The sequence below is a fragment of the Croceitalea sp. W27 genome, from assembly GCF_055693185.1.
This window is the reverse complement of sequence record NZ_CM146327.1, coordinates 3,841,668-3,857,695: the sequence shown is the minus strand read 5'-3', so window position 1 is coordinate 3,857,695 and position 16,028 is coordinate 3,841,668. Positions and strand designations below refer to the sequence as shown.

Below are 16,028 nucleotides of genomic sequence, written 5' to 3'. Positions count from 1 at the left end.
GCTATCTTAGTTATACATAAAAAAGAAATATAGTTACTAGTGACTATATACATTTGTTGGTAGTAATTTGAAAAATGACAATCAGAACGCAAGAACCTAGAAGATTGAATGGCAAACTTTTAAATACAAATTTAGGAGCAATAATCTTGTTTTGTTTTTTGATATATGGACTAGCAATTTTTCAGGATTATCTTTTTTCAAGATTTAAATCGACTGGATTTTATTGGTCGGACACAATGCTTTATAATATTTATTGGCTATTTTTTATTCCTTTTATAAAACTTGCTAAATATGCTAAAATCAGAGTTCATACAAAAATAAAGAAAACTAAAATCCTTTATGCTTTTGCATCCAGTCTTGTGTTTACTGCTTTGCATATTTCTATTTTTACTATCCTATCTATTATTGGGAGTAATCTAATCTTTGAAATACCACATCGATTTTCGACAATATTTAGAAACGCTATCTCAAGTCAATCACAAATCACAATCTTAGTGTATTTATTTCTTCCTTTTGTTATAGATTACTTAAACAGAAAAAAAAATCTAAATAACGACATTGCAGAACAAAAATTTATAACTGTAAAAAACGGTACTCGAATAACAAAATTGGATGTATCAACAGTCTTAGTCATTAAAACAGACAGGCCATATACGGTAATATTTTCTTTAGACCAGAAATTACTACACGATGAGAGTTTAAAAAAACTTGAAAGTTTATTAGACCCAAATATTTTTATTAGAGTTCACCGTTCAGCAATTATCAATAAAAACCATATTAAAGAAATTTCTTCTCGAAAAAATGGTGATTACGATGTTCTTCTAACAAACCAACACTCTGTACGATTAAGCAGACATTATCGTCCAAATTGGAATAGCTTGCTTAACCACTAAGTAATAAAATCACTCGGTTCAGCCTATTTACTGCAAAGTATCTAATTCATACATTTTATTTTCTTGATTTTTAAGGTCAACTAAATTCAATGTAATGATTATTATAAAACACATACCAACTATTTATATAGTAGTTTTTTTACTTTCTTTAAATGCTTGTTCTCAATCTACCAAAAAGCAAATTAGGAATATTGAAACATCCGTTTCAAACCAGAAAAAACCCAGTTGGAGCGGAGCATTTGAAGCTCCAAAAAATGTATCCTGGAGAACCACAATTCCACCAAAACGCGAACCAGGAGAAAAACTTATTATTTCTGGAACAGTATTCTTTCCTGATGGCAAAACCCCTGCTAAGGATGTTATTGTTTATGTGTATCATACGAACAACGAAGGAATTTATCCTAAAAAAGGGAATGAAAATGGACAAGGTAAATATCACGGTTACTTGCGTGGTTGGATGAAGACCGATACCAATGGCAATTATGAATTTGAAACTATACGTCCCGCACCATATGAAACTCACGATGGAGAACCTGCACATATCCATTATACTATTGAACATCCTGATTATCCCGAATATTGGCTAACTGGCTTGTGGTTTTCAGACGACCCAAGAGTAGCATCGTATTTAGATAAAATAGAAAGAGACGGAGGACTTTCGAATATTACAACACTAACCAAAACTGATAATAACATTTTGAGAGGCTCAAGGAACATAATTCTTCAAAAATTTAAAAACTAGAAATATGGGTGAACTAGAGTTATTTAAGAAATCACTTGTGACCACATCTTCAAAAAGAGTAAGTTTCAGTTTACTTGTATTGAGAATTGGTGTTTCTATTTCAATGATTTATCTACATGGATATCCAAGGCTTATAAATTTTGGCAAAATCAGCTCAGAATTTACAGACCCTTTAGGAATTGGAACGGATACAAGTTTGGCTTTAGTTGTATTTGCTGAATTCTTTTGTTCTCTCTTTTTAGTATTTGGCCTTTTAACAAGATGGATTTGTGTCCCATTAATAATCACAATGATTATTGCAACGTGGGTAGTCAATGGTGGAAAAGGCTTTATTTTTCAGGAAAAAAGTTTTATTTATTTAATTTGTTATAGTAGTCTACTAATAAGTGGTAGCGGTTACTTTTCTTTAGATTTTAAACTATTTGGAAAAAAATAAAACTACTACCAACATTGTTCTTTCTGATTTATAAATACAATCTAATCAGAAACAAACTTAAGCTGGCTATACGCAACAGTTCGGCAACGCAACTTATCAGGACGCTAAATGCAATTTATTCACTTTTGTTTCTTATTTTACGGGTGTTCATCGGTCGCTACGCTCAGTGTGGCACGTCCAATTCTAATCTCAATAACAAAACACAACAAGTATACGTCCGCTAACGTGTACTACTTCACGAACAATGTCGGGTGAGGATACGGAAGTCCGGTTCACATAATATGGTTAAAAGTATTTTGCTATATTTCCTTATAATTATCCGCCAACGCTACAACCCACAAACTGCATGCGCGGCAATCGCACATATCCTGCGTTGGTAACAATTGATCTAATCAAATAGAACAAACAAAATTGAGTTAATGAGCAATGATTTATGAATTTTGAAAGTCAACTATTATTTTTTTTTAGTGCGCTTGGAGCATTTAATGGTTTGTTTCTGAGTCTTTATTTTGCGTTTTTAATTAAAAACAGAAATCGAAACACTTACTTTTTAGCAGCTTTATTGTTTGTTATTAGCATTAGGGTGACTAAATCAGTCTTTTTAACGTTTTACTCAAATATTTCGAGTTCTTTCATTCAAGTAGGATTAACAGCTTGCTTGCTTATCGGTCCATTTTTGTATTTATATACTTCAAGTGCTATAGAAGAACGCGAATCCAAGAAGAGTAATCAATGGCTTTTACATGTAGCTCCTATTATTATTGTAATGGTTATTTTAGGTTATTATTACCCGTATTTAGAAAATAAATACCTTTGGCAAAGGCGATATTATGGTTACTTAGGTTGGCTGCTATTTCTTCAATGGTTTATTTATATAATATTATCAGCACTTAAAATTAAGTTTGTCTTAAAAAAAACATTCATAAAAAGGGCGCAAATCGAGGATCAAGACTTTTGGCTTGTTAGTATTTTATTAGGTGTTACTTTTATCTTTATTGCTTATTTAACAAATGGTTATACATCCTACATTGTTGGTGCATTATCATTTTCATTTACATTTTACTTACTTATCATTGTTTGGATATTCAAGAGAAAGAAAAAAAAATCACTCTATCTAAGCAGACCTGTTAAATACGCTAATAAAAAGATTGAAAGTTCAGAGGCGGAAAATATTTCTAAAAAACTAGAGGTTTTATTTGAAGAAAAAGAGATTTACAAAAATTCAAGTTTAAAACTACCTGAACTAGCACAATTATTGGGTGTAAAAACTCATTATCTCTCCCAATATTTCAACGATAACATTAATAAAAATTTTGCTACCTACTTAAACGAATATAGAATTTCTTCCGCAATAAAAATGATAGAATCCAATAACCTCTTAACGATAGAAGCCATTGGTAATGAATGTGGATTTAAATCAAATTCTTCATTTTACACTGCCTTTAAAAGAGTAAAAGGTCTTACTCCTGCCCAGTATAAAAAGTCTATAAACTAATTTTTTTATTCGGAATTATAAATTCGAATAGCTTTACTAGAACAGAACGCTACTTTATGTAGTTTAGAATATACTTTTACATTCAACTCAATTATTTGAAAAATGAAAAAAAGTATTATTCTCATCTGCCTATTAATAATAGCTATTAAATTAAATGCTCAAACGGATAAAGCATTAATCACGCAAACCCTCAAGGATTATATTGAAGGTACTTCTAATGGCGAACCCGAAAGAATTAAAAGAGCCTTTCATAAGGATTTGAATCTGTATGCAATAACCAATGATACTTTAAAAATCACCAACGGACAGCAATATATAGGCTACTTTAAAGAAGGTCAAAAGCGAGAGCGGATAGGCAAAATAATTTCAATAGATATCACCAATGATGCCGCGATGGCAAAAGTTGAAATTGATATACCTCCTAAAAATACATTATACACTGACTATATGATGCTACTCAAAGTGCAAGGGAAGTGGAAAATCATACATAAATCCTATACCTCTAAGGAATATTAGGATTAAAATAAGGCTAAAATCATCCTTCATTAAAACCTTTTTGTTCAATCCCAATATCAAGCAGTTAAATCGTTTAAAAAATATGTCTAAGACAAGGAATTCAATATCTAAAATTTTATTTTTCTTCTTGATAATATATAGTATAGCATGCTGCGGTCAAAAAACAAATTCGAATAACAAAGGTTATTTGTCCGAATCTGAATTATCGAGAAAAGTTGAACATTTAATGGATAGTCTAACTGTTAAAAATCTATTTTCAGGAACTATTCTACTTGCCAATAAAGAATCTATTTTATTCCAAAAGGCATATGGAGAAGCATCAAAGAGATTCCGTGTGAAAAATAACATTGATACAAAGTTTAATCTCGCATCAATGAATAAAATGTTTACATCAGTAGCGATTATGCAATTAGTAGAAAAGGGCACTATTAACTTAGATGAGTATGTAAGTAAATATATTGATGAAAGTTGGCTTCCAAAAGAGATTACTGAAAGAGTTACTGTAAGACACTTATTATCGCATACAAGTGGTTTAAGGAGTTACTTTAACCGGACTTTTAAAGAGAGTTCTAAAGAGTTATATAGAAACTTAATAGACTTTAAACCACTTGTAAACAATGATAGACTTTATTTTGAACCTGGCACCCAATATCAGTATAGTAATACAGGGATGTTACTTTTAGGTATTATAATACAAGAAGCTAGTGGAGAAGATTATTTTGAATATATCCGTAATCATATATCTGAACCTACTGGTATGAATAATACTGATTATTACGAAATGGATGAACCTGTTGAAAATTTGGCCATTGGTTATATCAGAACAGAAAACAATGTGTCTGGATGGATAAATAATATCTATAAACATGTAATGAAAGGTGGGCCTGCAGGTGGTGGTTTTTCAACAGTAAGAGATTTACACAAATTTTCTGTTTCACTTCTTAATGAGAAGTTGCTTACAAAATGTTCACTTAAACTACTCTGGGCTGACTATACCAACTCAAATTATGGTTTTGGTTTCGAAGTTAATGACACCGTAAATGGCAAAAGAGTTGGTCATAGTGGAGGATTTCCTGGTGTTAGTGCCAATTTAGATATTTATGAAGACAAAGGTTATATCGTAATTATTTTATCCAATTATGATAGGGCTTTAAATAATTTACCTGAGAAAATAGGGACATTAATTTCTAGAGTGAAAGTCGAATAAAAGTAATAGACAAATAGCATCTAATAAACATTATTACAAATCATAATTTTTAAAGTTTTTGAAAACTAACATGAAAAACATATCTAAATACCTGATTCTTTTAGTTGGATTTGTAATACCCTCTTGTGTTCAAAACAATATTACAGAAGACAAATACACTATCGATAAATCTTTACAAAACAAACTAAACGTACTAATCGATGAATGTATAACATTTAATGAAACGGTTGGAGTTTCCGCAGGAATCTTAAAAGATAATGAGACTATTTGGCTTGGTGCAGCTGGTTATTTAAATCGTGAAGACAGTATTGTAGCTAATCCTAATATGCTGAATAGAACCGCGTCGATAGCGAAACCTATGACAGCGGTGGCTATAATGCAACTTTATGAAGAAGGGAAAATAAAGCTTAATGATTCTATTGGAAAATACTTGTCATATTTTTCAAATGAAAAAGGCAGTAAAATAACTATAGAGCATCTATTAACGCATACTTCTGGTATAGGTGCTTATCAATCTAGAGAGGAAGCATTCCCAACAACAGACTACCCGTCCTTTCAAGATGCCATTAAAATATTTAAGGATAGACCTTTAGAATTTGAACCAGGTAGTGATTATCGCTATACTACTTATGGGTATGTAATTCTAGGAGCAATAATAGAAGCTGTTTCAAACCAGAGTTTTAAAGCATATATGAAAGAACATATTTGGGAGAAAGCAGGTATGCTCAATACCAATATTGAAATGTTTGGAACTAAATATGAAAATAAATCAGCTCTCTATTACAAAAACAGAGAAGGTGGTTTTGAGCCAGATATACAAACAAATCTTAGCGTAAAAGTACCTGGTGGTGGATTTTATAGTACAGCAGAGGATTTATTAAAATTTGGAAGGGCAATTTTAAACAATGAACTCATTAGCGCTGAAACTTTAGCATTAATGATTATAGACCCAAAAATAAAAAAACGTGGCAATAATGGTTACGCAATGGGGTGGTTTCTCTATGGAGATAAAGAAAGTCCTTATGGTAAAGTCATCGGTCACAGCGGTTCACAATCAGGAGCGTCAACTCAATTAATGATTTACCTTGACAAAAATGTGGTGGTAACCGCATTAGGCAACACTTCTGAGTGCTGGAATGAAATCTATAGCTTAACGGATAAATTAGCAAAAAACACCTTAGATACTGAAATATTAAAAACACCACTTTATAATGTAATACCGGTCACTGAGAAACAAATTCAGGATTATTCAGGACATTATCAAGCAAATAACGGAAGAGTACGACGAGTTTTTTCTTTTGAAAATGAACTCTATATAATTTTGAACAATAATTCTCGCTATAAAATATATGCCGCAACAAACGATAAATTTTTCATCAGATTGGGTGATATTACTTTAGAATTCCCTAAAAGTAAAAAGTCAAATGAATTTGATTTAATTATTATTGATAATGGTGAAAAATATTTGTACGAGAGAAAAAAGTCTATGGCCAATTCGCTAAAAAAACGAATTAAAGAAAACGGTATAGATTCTACGTTAACTTGGTACGCTTCAATAGAGAATACAAATGCGTTTATTTTTGATAATAATGAGATTAATAGTTTAGGTTATGAATTTTTACAACGTAACAAAACTAAAATCGCTATTGAAATTTTTAAAATTAATACGAAAGCTTTTCCAGAATCTTGGAATGTATACGACAGTCTTGGGGAAGCTTATATGACTGATAAACAAAATAATTTGGCTTTAGAGAATTATAAAAAATCTTTAGCACTCAATCCAAATAATTCTTACGCAATTGAAGCTTTAAAAAAGTTGAGATAACATAAAGCATTATGACTAAAACTGACAAGTTAGTATTCAAGCTTTTATTATTCATTTCAATAGCGCTAACATCTGTTGGTCAAAAATAACTGTAGCCAACAAGTGTATATTGGCCTATTTTACTCACACTCCCACTTAAAATTCGCAATCTTAGCGTTGCTGCCGGCGGACAAATTGTAATGCCACCATTCGGTGCGAATAGACCAAAAACCATATTTCTCCATGGTCTCTTTTAATAGTTTTCTATTGTCTAAAATCTCTTGTGGTAAATCTAAATTATCATGGTAAGCCCGTTTTCCAAAAAAGTCAAAATCAGTACCCATATCCAGCTCCTTACCCTCTAAATCTACCAAAGTAATGTCTACTGCCCCGCCTTTGTTATGTATAGAACCTTTTACCGGGTTAGCTACATACTGTGGGTTAGGCACTATCTCCCACATTTTATACTGTACAGAATTGGGGCGGTAACAGTCAAAAAACTTAATCTTTACACCTTGTTTTAAAAACTCAGAATTCGCTTTTAATAAAGCCTTTGCAGTCCGCACTCGTGTGTAACATTCCGCACAATCGTATACCTTGGCTTTTAAAAAGTTGTTTTCCGTTGCATAGCGCATATCATATGCAAAATCATGACTGAAATCCGCTAAACGAATAAAGGTGGTGTCCGCTAATCCTTCAAATGATTTTAGAACAGGTTCTTGAATCTTCTTAGATTCTTCTTTTACATGAATACTAGAATCTGTAACCACAACTTTTAGTTCTTTTGAAATTTCAGTGGTATCAGTATTCGCTGCCTTCGGTTTGCAGGCTATTGTTAGTAGAATCAGCATAATAAAACTAAGATTTCGCATCAGTCTTGTTTTTGTTTTGCCATCCATTCGTATAATTCATCCGTAGTGTATGCCCTTTCCCAAGAATTATGACCTACATCTTGGTAGCGGGTGTAGGTAACATCATACCCCATCTCTTTAAGCTTTTTCACCATTCTGTCCGATTCGTCAACCGCAATTACTTTGTCAACATCTCCATGAAAAACCCATATCGGTAATTTCTTATTTATCCAATGTGCGTAAGGTACCGGTGCCATGCCACAAACTACTGCTAGAGCTGCCCACTTTTTAGGGTATTGAACTGCCAAATCCCAAGCGGCACTACCTCCGCGACTTAATCCTGATAAATAAATGCGTTTAGGGTCTACCCTATTTGTAGCTATGATAGAGTCTAAGAGCTGGTTAATGGCATTTACATTCCACCATTTGCGTTTATACGGGTTTTGCGGTGCCAATACCAGAAAAGGAAACTCTTTACCTTCGACCAATAATTTTGGAGGGCCATTTTTTTTAAGCTCATCAAGTTCTCCACCAGCCTCACCTCCACCATGTAGAAATAACAATAGTCCAAATTGTTCTTTTGGGTTTTCTTCATATTCTGCCGGATAGTACAGGTAATATTGTAGGTTTTCCGTAGTTACGGTTTCAATTTCAGCATCTATCAATTGACTTTGACCTGCACAAGATTGTAAGAGGAGAAAACTAAAAAGCAGTATACTATATCTCATTTTCTATGGTTTTCTAACAATCGTCTCGTTCACAAAGTACAGGGTTATTTATTGATTAACTGTATTGATTCAAGATATTCTCAAATAATTCTTGTTTTCCGCTAATTTGTTCCGGCTCCCCATGTTCGCTTGCGTAAGCATATAAGTCTACAAGGTCTAATTTTCCTGAGACGAACGCTGCACCTTTTCCGCTTTTAAAAGAACTATATCGCTTTTCAAGTAACGATTCATAGGAAGAGTTCTGAATAATATTATCGGCTATTAAAAGTGCCCTGGCAAATGTGTCCGCCCCTCCAATATGTGCTAAAAAGATATCTTCTAGATCCGTTGAATTACGCCTGGTTTTGGCATCAAAATTTACACCGCCGCCTTGTAAGCCACCAGATTTCAAGAAAACCAACATCGCTTCCGTTGTTTCCAAAACATTGTTCGGAAACTGGTCCGTATCCCAACCGTTCTGATAATCGCCTCTATTGGCGTCTATACTTCCTAACATTCCGGCATTCGCCGCAACTTGTAATTCATGTTGAAAGGTGTGTTGTGCCAAGGTGGCATGGTTTACCTCAATATTCAACTTAAAATCATCTTGAAGTCCATATTCGCTGATAGTGTTAATTGAAGTAGCCGCGTCAAAATCGTATTGATGCTTGGTAGGTTCCATAGGTTTGGGTTCTATAAAGAAAGTGCCTTTAAAACCTTGTTGCCGCGCATAGTCTTTGGCCATATTTAAAAAACGTCCAATATTATCTTGTTCAAGCTTCATATTGGTATTCAACAAGGACATATAACCTTCTCTTCCTCCCCAAAAAACATAGTTCTCACCATCAAGTTCCATCGTGGCATCCAAGGCAATTTTAACCTGTGCCCCGGCCCTCGCGACCACATCAAAATTAGGATTAGACGCCGCGCCGTTCATATACCTAGGGTTCGAGAAACAGTTAGAGGTACCCCAAAGCAGCTTTACATTTGACGCATTTTGCTTTTGCTTTAAATAAGCTACAATACTTTGTATTCTTTTCTCCGATTCTGCCAAGGTGGGTGCCTCATCGATTAAATCAAAATCATGAAAACAGTAATAATCAAAACCCATTTTAGTAATAAACTCAAATGCGGCATCGGCCTTTTCTTTAGCCGCATTCAAAGGGTTGGAGTCCACACTCCATGGAAAGTTTTTTGTTCCCGGGCCAAAAGGATCTCCTCCGGTTCCGCATAAGGTATGCCAATAGGCCATGGCAAACTTAAAATGCTTGCGCATGGTTTTGCCAGCTACCATCTGTTCAGGGTTATAAAATTTAAATGCCAAGGGATTGTCCGAATCTTTTCCCTCATATTTTATTTCTCCTATACCTTTAAAATATTCTTTGTCACCTAAAACCGCCATGATACTTCGCTTAATTGATTATTAATTCTAGTTCTTTTTTCCAGTTTTGATAGGCTTTTTGATAAGCCTCAATATCCTTTAAAGGATTATATGATAGTATAAAATCATTTTTCATAAAGGTCGAAAATTCACCGTATCCCTTCTCTGTAATTGCACAAGCTCTTGCTGCCCCAACTGCACCCGTAGTGTCATAGATTTCAATTTCTTGTCCTATTAATGTAGCAATGGTATTTGAAAACAAACTCGACCTGAAAAGGTTATCGTTTCCGGCTCTTATAACGCTTGGCTGCATACCATCAGCTTTCATTATTTCAATTCCATAAACAAAAGAAAAGGCGATACCTTCCAACGCCGCCCTACACATATGAGCTTTGGTGTGTATGTTCAAATTTAAATTAAGTACACGTGTACCAGTGTCCCTGTTGTTCAACATTCGCTCTGCACCATTACCAAATGGAATTATAACAAGTCCATCAGAGCCGACCTTGACCTTATCGGCCAATTCATTCATTTCTTGATATGAACCGACATCCAAATTATTAAGAAGCCATCGGTACTGAATACCAGCACCACTGATACAAAGTAGTTTGCCAATGCGCTGTACCCCTCCTTTTTCGTAATTGACGTGTGCAAAATTATTTACACGAGACGTTTCTTTTGCGCTTAAAGAATCTGTTATGGCGTATACAACACCTGAAGTGCCTCCAGTTGCTGCAACCTCTCCGGGATTAAATACATTGAGTGCCAACGCATTGTTAGGTTGGTCGCCTGCACGGTATAGAATCGGGGTTCCTTCGACAAGCCCACTTTCACTTGCACCCCTTTTGGATAAAATCCCCTGCTTGCTAAATGTCTGCACAAGGTCTGGAAAATTTTCCTTGGAAAACTGATAATGTTTCAGCACATCATCTGAAATATGGTCTTCTTTAAAGTCCCAAAAAATTCCCTCCGATAATCCGGAAACAGTAGTATTGATACTATTGGTAAATTTAAATGCGATGTAGTCACCCGGTAGCATAAACTTATCCATCCGTTCATAAACATCAGGCTCATTTTCCTGCACCCATTTTAGCTTAGAAGCGGTAAAGTTGGCCGGCGAGTTAAGAAGCTTCGTATCGCATACATCTTCACCGATAGCGCGATAAGCATTTTCACCTATCGCAACAGCTCTACTATCGCACCAAATAATAGCATCTCGTAAGGTATTTCCTGAATTATCGACCAGTACCAAGCCGTGCATTTGGTAGGCAATACCAATGCCATGTATGCTATTTTCTGAAATATTATTTTCTGTGATTATTCGTTTTATTGCGGTGCAAACATAAGTCCACCAAAGTTCAGGGTCTTGTTCTGCCCATCCATGTCGAACAGCGGAAATAGACATTTCTTCACTCGGCTCTTGAACAATGGCCAAACTAGAACCTGTGTTACTATCTACCAATGCTACTTTAACCGAAGAGCTTCCTAAATCTATTCCTAGATAGAACATATTTTAAATCATAGAGACTCTCAAATGTAATAAATGTTCCACTGATTAAAGTATTTCCACTAAAGAGTTCAAAACACTATGACCTCCTCATTTTTTCTAATATAAAAATGAGTGAAAATTATTGGTTGCCTGTGTAACAAGCATAAACAAAGGAGTTCAACGGTTGATATACCAGTACTGTTTAAAGTTATTTAATTTCAGAATAAGCTATTCTTAGGCTGTAATAAGACATTCATTTTATGATTGGAATCATTTGTATGGTATAAAAAGTAAGTTTAAACTTATTTTTATTACATAAGAAGTAGGATTTTATCGCCAGTAAAGCATGGGGTCCCGTTTAAAACCATTTTCATGTTGATAAGAAACAGATTCACCTATTTAACCCTCGTATTAATCTGTAATTTACATTTATCTGTACGCAGTCAAGAAGTTCAGAATTATGAAGCAGATTGGACATCTTTACGCACCGTAAACCCTGCCCCGAACTGGTTCAAAGATGCCAAATTCGGTATTTATACCCACTGGGGACCCGTATCATCAGCTTTTGTCGGGGCAGACCCAGAAAAAGTCTATAGTGGGTGGCATGGTATGAAAATGTACGATAACGGAAAACTCAACAAAAACAACATTAGAAAACCGAGTAACAACTATGTCCATCACAAAAAAAAGTATGGTAATCCTAAAAAATATGGTTACACCCATATTATAGAACAATTTAATCCGTCAGCTTTTAATGCAAAAGAATGGGCCGATTTGTTTGCCCTATCAGGGGCGAAATTTGCCGGGCCTGTTGCCATGCATCATGATAATTTCGCCATGTGGGATGCTAAAACAACGCGATGGAATTCCATGAATTATGGGGGTATTGACCCATCGGCAGAACTTAAGAGAGAAATTGAGGCTCAAGGCATGAAATTTATGGGCTCGTTTCACCATGCCTTTACATGGAAATTCTTTGCCCCTGCACATGTATATGGAGGAGTTTCTGAAAAAGACTATGATTTGTATACAAATCCACATGAGTTAGAATCAAATGTTCCGGATAATGATTTTTACGAATCGTGGTGGGCAAAACTCAAAGAATTTATTGATGTGTACCAGCCAGATCTAATTTGGTTTGATTGGTGGTTAGAAAATATGACCGAAGAATCTCGAACAAAATTCCTGGCCTACTACTACAACAAAGGCATAGAATGGAACAAGGAAGTGGTGGTATGTTACAAAGAAAGTACTTTTGATGAGGATACCGCCGTTAGGGATTATGAGCGTGGTAGGCCCAACCAACCTAAAGCTAATTTCTGGTTAACCGATACTTCGCCCGGAGCCTGGTTTTATAGACCTAATGCGAAATTCAAAACTCCGAATGAACTTATTGATATTTTGATAGATATTGTTTCAAAAAATGGAAGTATGTTGCTCAACGTACCACCAAACCCAGATGGTTCCATTCCTTCAGAGATGAAAGACTTGTTGGCAAATATGGGCGAATGGCTGTCCGTAAATGGGGAGGCCATATATGGAACAAGACCATGGACAATTTTTGGGGAAGGCCCTACACGACTGCCAGAGGGTGGACATAAAATAGAAAAGATAAAAATAGCTTATACCAATACAGACATCAGATTTACCAAAAAATCGGACAAGGTAGTATATGCTATCGTTATGGATCAACCGAATGATAACACACTGATTAAATCATTTAGTACCGAAATAGGTGTATTGAATTCTAAAATTGAAGAAATCGAACTGTTAGGGAGTAAGGCTAAAATTCAATGGAAACGCGATACAACAGGTTTGGTGATATCAGCTCCTGAATCCTTTCCTACCGATTATGCCCATGTTTACAAGATTACCCTAGAAGGATACTCAGAAAATGACATCGGCGGTGCCGTAGAAGATCATGTTGATTGAGAGTTGATTTTTATTAAAGAAAAAGATTGCTTTAAATGATATTCCACTAATTCTATTTCATGAGTTTTAACCTCTCATTTTACAATTTAAATTGATAACCATTCTGATAAATCGGTTTTGTTAGATTGTAATGTGAATACGCAGATTAAAATTTAAAACCGGTAATGGCAACGCCAATAATCAGTATAATCAGAACTACTAGAACAAAGTAGAAACCTATTTTAGTCTTTTCATTTTTTTGAAAAATATATTTTCTTGTTGCATTGTTTTCTTCTTTTATGAATTCTGTTTCTTCTTTTCCCTGTTTCATATGATATTCATTTTCTTGGCAATATATTCCCATATCCTTTCATAGAATGATGTAAATGCCCTTTTCCTTAACGCAATCGATATTTTTAAATCAGTCAAGATTTATAGCGTAAGCATCAAGCATTTGAATAGAACATTTTCATCTTTGAGTAAACTTAAAAAAAACATTATGAGCGATAATAGCAATACAATTTTGGGAATATTGGCTGGAACAGCAATTGGCGCAACCATGGGAATTTTATTTGCCCCGGACAAGGGCACGGAGACTAGAAGAAAGTTAGTTGAACAGTCGAATTCTCTAGTGGATGAGGTAACATCAAACACAACCCAATTTAAAAATCAGGTAGTTGATTCTATTTCATCTAATAAAGAAACACTCGAAGACAAAATGGAGTCTTTAGTTTCATCGGCAAGCTATAAGACAGAAGATGTAATAACTACTTTAGAGACAAAGCTTAAAGACTTAAAAGCTCGAAACAGAAAATTACAAAGATCGTAATGAACACCACTAAAAAAATAGGAACGGTTACATCTGAAACACTTGAAAACTCCCAAGAGTATCTAAAACATTCTTGGGAGTATTACAAGTTAAAATTATTCATGCACACGGCAGAACTAACGACCACAGTGGTGAAATTCTCGCTTTTTGGTTTTTTTGCATTAATGGGCCTTATGCTCTCTTCATTTGCATTAGCAATTTATTTTGGTAGGCTTTTACAAAGTGTATGGTTAGGTTACTTAATTGTTGGTCTACTTTACTTCTTATTTCTGGCTATAATCTATGTATCACGCAAAAAGATAGAAAAGAAAATAATTCAAAAACTTTCTAATTCCGTCCTAAACAATGAGTAAAAAACAGTATTCATCACTTTTGGAGATCAAGCAAGACCTTAAAATACATAAGTTAAAAAGAGATATTACTTTCGAACTTTTAAATGGTAATAAAACAGACTTTGAAAAACATTTGGCACCAATGAAAATCTTTCAAAAATTTCTGTCTCCAGCAAAAAAAATATTGGTATCCCTATTGGTTAAGAAGGTTTTTAAATAATTGCCGACAACCACTTATTTTACTAGAAAATACTACATCGGGACTGTAGTTTTTCTATTCTTTTTTAAAAATTCGCTAGGGCTAATATTATACTTTTCTTTGAAAATTTTTGAAAAGTAACTCCTACTACTAAAACCAATAGAATAAACGATTTCTGAAATATTCATCTCAGTAGTGGTCATGTAATCACGGGCCACTTCAAGCCTTGAATGCCTTATATATTCAGTAACCGTTCTATTGTATAAAAGTTTAAAGCCTTCTTGCAATTTAGCTTGGGTTAAACCGGTCTCGCTAGCAATATCCTCCAAAGAATAGTCTACAGAAATATTCTTCTCGATTTTTTCGGCATAAGCCCGTACTAATTTCAATTCTCGCTTTAATAAGGTTGTAGATAATGGTTTATTATTAACATCACTATTATGCTGAAGCATATGCATGGATAAAATCTGATACACCAACCCCTCAATTTGCATAATCCTGATCATGCCTTTAGACTTCACTTTTCTTAGGGCGTTTATCTTATCCGCTAATTTTAAATTATATGAACCAAAATAAGCAAAAACCTTTTCGTGGTCGGCATCTAAGAAAACCTCATATAGTTTTTGATTTAGGCTCTCCCCGCTATTTAATCTCTTTTTTAAGAATGGTTTTCTGGTTACCTGAATAACATTGATCGCCAATTTTTTGTCTTTTGGAAAATAGCCATAATTATATCCCCCGTCCCTACTGGTGATAATAACCGACTGAAATTGTTCCAATATTCTGATTTCATTATCACTTTGGTAACCAAACCTATGTCCACAGTATCCTTCCAAGCAATATGCAAAATGTATCGGATTGTAATTTGAAGCGTTCATTATAAGAGTTACTTCATCGAAGAAAACCAAATCATACTCTAAAAGACTTACGCCCCATGCAAAATCAATAAATCTAATCGAACCGTTTGCATGTTCGTTATTTAAGATTAAAGAATACTCTCCCCATCTTTCTTGGATTTCACCACCAATTACTTCCTGAATTTGCCTAACCGTACCCTCGGTATCTTGCGCAGTAATATTAATTTTAATCATTGCAAGAATATTTTTGATTTATTCAAAGATAACTTTTTGTTTAATGTTGGAATGAACCTAATACAACAAAAAAAGTTCTCTATCACTAGTATGTAGATCTATCTAATAAGACCACGGTTTATAGAACTTTTTGGCTGAGAATTCT

16 protein-coding genes are annotated in these 16,028 nt (G+C 34.3%); 10 read left to right on the top strand and 6 right to left on the bottom strand.

Annotation, left to right across the window (positions count from 1 at the left end; genetic code table 11):
- Window positions 1-74: 74 nt before the first annotated feature.
- The 7 genes from ACZ1GR_RS17635 to ACZ1GR_RS17605 all read left to right on the top strand — a co-directional run bounded on the left by ACZ1GR_RS17635 (window position 75) and on the right by ACZ1GR_RS17605 (window position 7,114).
- Window positions 75-893: a LytR/AlgR family response regulator transcription factor gene (locus tag ACZ1GR_RS17635; protein ID WP_472610162.1), complete on the top strand. Its 819-nt coding sequence runs from the start codon at window positions 75-77 to the stop codon at window positions 891-893.
- 94 nt (window positions 894-987) lie between these two features.
- Window positions 988-1,635: a dioxygenase family protein gene (locus ACZ1GR_RS17630; protein WP_472610161.1), complete on the top strand. Its 648-nt coding sequence runs from the start codon at window positions 988-990 to the stop codon at window positions 1,633-1,635.
- A gap of 4 nt (window positions 1,636-1,639) precedes the next feature.
- Window positions 1,640-2,071, top strand: coding sequence for a DoxX family protein (locus ACZ1GR_RS17625; protein ID WP_472610160.1), 432 nt, complete (start codon window positions 1,640-1,642; stop codon window positions 2,069-2,071).
- A 433-nt stretch (window positions 2,072-2,504) separates the two neighbouring features.
- Entirely contained in the window at window positions 2,505-3,566 is a 1,062-nt protein-coding gene (locus ACZ1GR_RS17620; protein WP_472610159.1) for a helix-turn-helix domain-containing protein, read from the top strand.
- 102 nt (window positions 3,567-3,668) lie between these two features.
- Complete coding sequence (locus ACZ1GR_RS17615) at window positions 3,669-4,082, top strand: nuclear transport factor 2 family protein (protein WP_472610158.1); 414 nt, start codon at window positions 3,669-3,671, stop codon at window positions 4,080-4,082.
- A 226-nt stretch (window positions 4,083-4,308) separates the two neighbouring features.
- The gene (locus ACZ1GR_RS17610) at window positions 4,309-5,289 is read left to right on the top strand and encodes a serine hydrolase domain-containing protein (RefSeq protein ID WP_472610157.1); all 981 of its coding nucleotides are present in this window, start codon (window positions 4,309-4,311) and stop codon (window positions 5,287-5,289) included.
- Between the two features lie 70 nt (window positions 5,290-5,359).
- Window positions 5,360-7,114 carry a serine hydrolase gene (locus tag ACZ1GR_RS17605; RefSeq protein ID WP_472610156.1) on the top strand — a complete coding sequence of 585 codons (1,755 nt, stop codon included), beginning with the start codon at window positions 5,360-5,362 and terminating at the stop codon, window positions 7,112-7,114.
- A 119-nt stretch (window positions 7,115-7,233) separates the two neighbouring features.
- On the opposite strand, the gene ACZ1GR_RS17600 is transcribed toward ACZ1GR_RS17605, so the two are convergent.
- From ACZ1GR_RS17600 to ACZ1GR_RS17585, 4 genes are read right to left on the bottom strand one after another with little or no spacing between them, the layout of a single operon-like run.
- Window positions 7,234-7,965: a M15 family metallopeptidase gene (locus ACZ1GR_RS17600; protein WP_472610155.1), complete on the bottom strand. Its 732-nt coding sequence runs from the start codon at window positions 7,963-7,965 to the stop codon at window positions 7,234-7,236.
- Window positions 7,965-8,672: a carboxylesterase family protein gene (locus ACZ1GR_RS17595; RefSeq protein ID WP_472610154.1), complete on the bottom strand. Its 708-nt coding sequence runs from the start codon at window positions 8,670-8,672 to the stop codon at window positions 7,965-7,967. The genes ACZ1GR_RS17600 and ACZ1GR_RS17595 overlap by 1 nt, the downstream gene beginning before the upstream one ends.
- Before the next feature lie 55 nt (window positions 8,673-8,727).
- Window positions 8,728-10,053, bottom strand: a complete 1,326-nt coding sequence (gene xylA, locus ACZ1GR_RS17590; RefSeq protein WP_472610153.1) for a xylose isomerase — start codon at window positions 10,051-10,053, stop codon at window positions 8,728-8,730.
- Between the two features lie 10 nt (window positions 10,054-10,063).
- Complete coding sequence (locus tag ACZ1GR_RS17585; RefSeq protein ID WP_472610152.1) at window positions 10,064-11,542, bottom strand: xylulokinase; 1,479 nt, start codon at window positions 11,540-11,542, stop codon at window positions 10,064-10,066.
- Between the two features lie 351 nt (window positions 11,543-11,893).
- Between ACZ1GR_RS17585 and ACZ1GR_RS17580 the strand changes: the two genes are divergently transcribed.
- Window positions 11,894-13,453, top strand: a complete 1,560-nt coding sequence (locus tag ACZ1GR_RS17580; RefSeq protein ID WP_472610151.1) for an alpha-L-fucosidase — start codon at window positions 11,894-11,896, stop codon at window positions 13,451-13,453.
- Window positions 13,454-13,598: 145 nt separating this feature from the next.
- On the opposite strand, the gene ACZ1GR_RS17575 is transcribed toward ACZ1GR_RS17580, so the two are convergent.
- Window positions 13,599-13,763: a hypothetical protein gene (locus ACZ1GR_RS17575; protein ID WP_472610150.1), complete on the bottom strand. Its 165-nt coding sequence runs from the start codon at window positions 13,761-13,763 to the stop codon at window positions 13,599-13,601.
- 168 nt (window positions 13,764-13,931) lie between these two features.
- Between ACZ1GR_RS17575 and ACZ1GR_RS17570 the strand changes: the two genes are divergently transcribed.
- Both ACZ1GR_RS17570 and ACZ1GR_RS17565 read left to right on the top strand, forming a co-directional pair.
- Window positions 13,932-14,261, top strand: coding sequence for a YtxH domain-containing protein (locus ACZ1GR_RS17570; RefSeq protein ID WP_472610149.1), 330 nt, complete (start codon window positions 13,932-13,934; stop codon window positions 14,259-14,261).
- Entirely contained in the window at window positions 14,261-14,614 is a 354-nt protein-coding gene (locus ACZ1GR_RS17565) for a hypothetical protein (protein WP_472610148.1), read from the top strand. Before ACZ1GR_RS17570 ends, ACZ1GR_RS17565 begins: the two co-directional genes overlap by 1 nt.
- Window positions 14,615-14,845: 231 nt before the next feature.
- On the opposite strand, the gene ACZ1GR_RS17560 is transcribed toward ACZ1GR_RS17565, so the two are convergent.
- Window positions 14,846-15,883: a helix-turn-helix domain-containing protein gene (locus ACZ1GR_RS17560; RefSeq protein WP_472610147.1), complete on the bottom strand. Its 1,038-nt coding sequence runs from the start codon at window positions 15,881-15,883 to the stop codon at window positions 14,846-14,848.
- Window positions 15,884-16,028 lie beyond the last annotated feature (145 nt).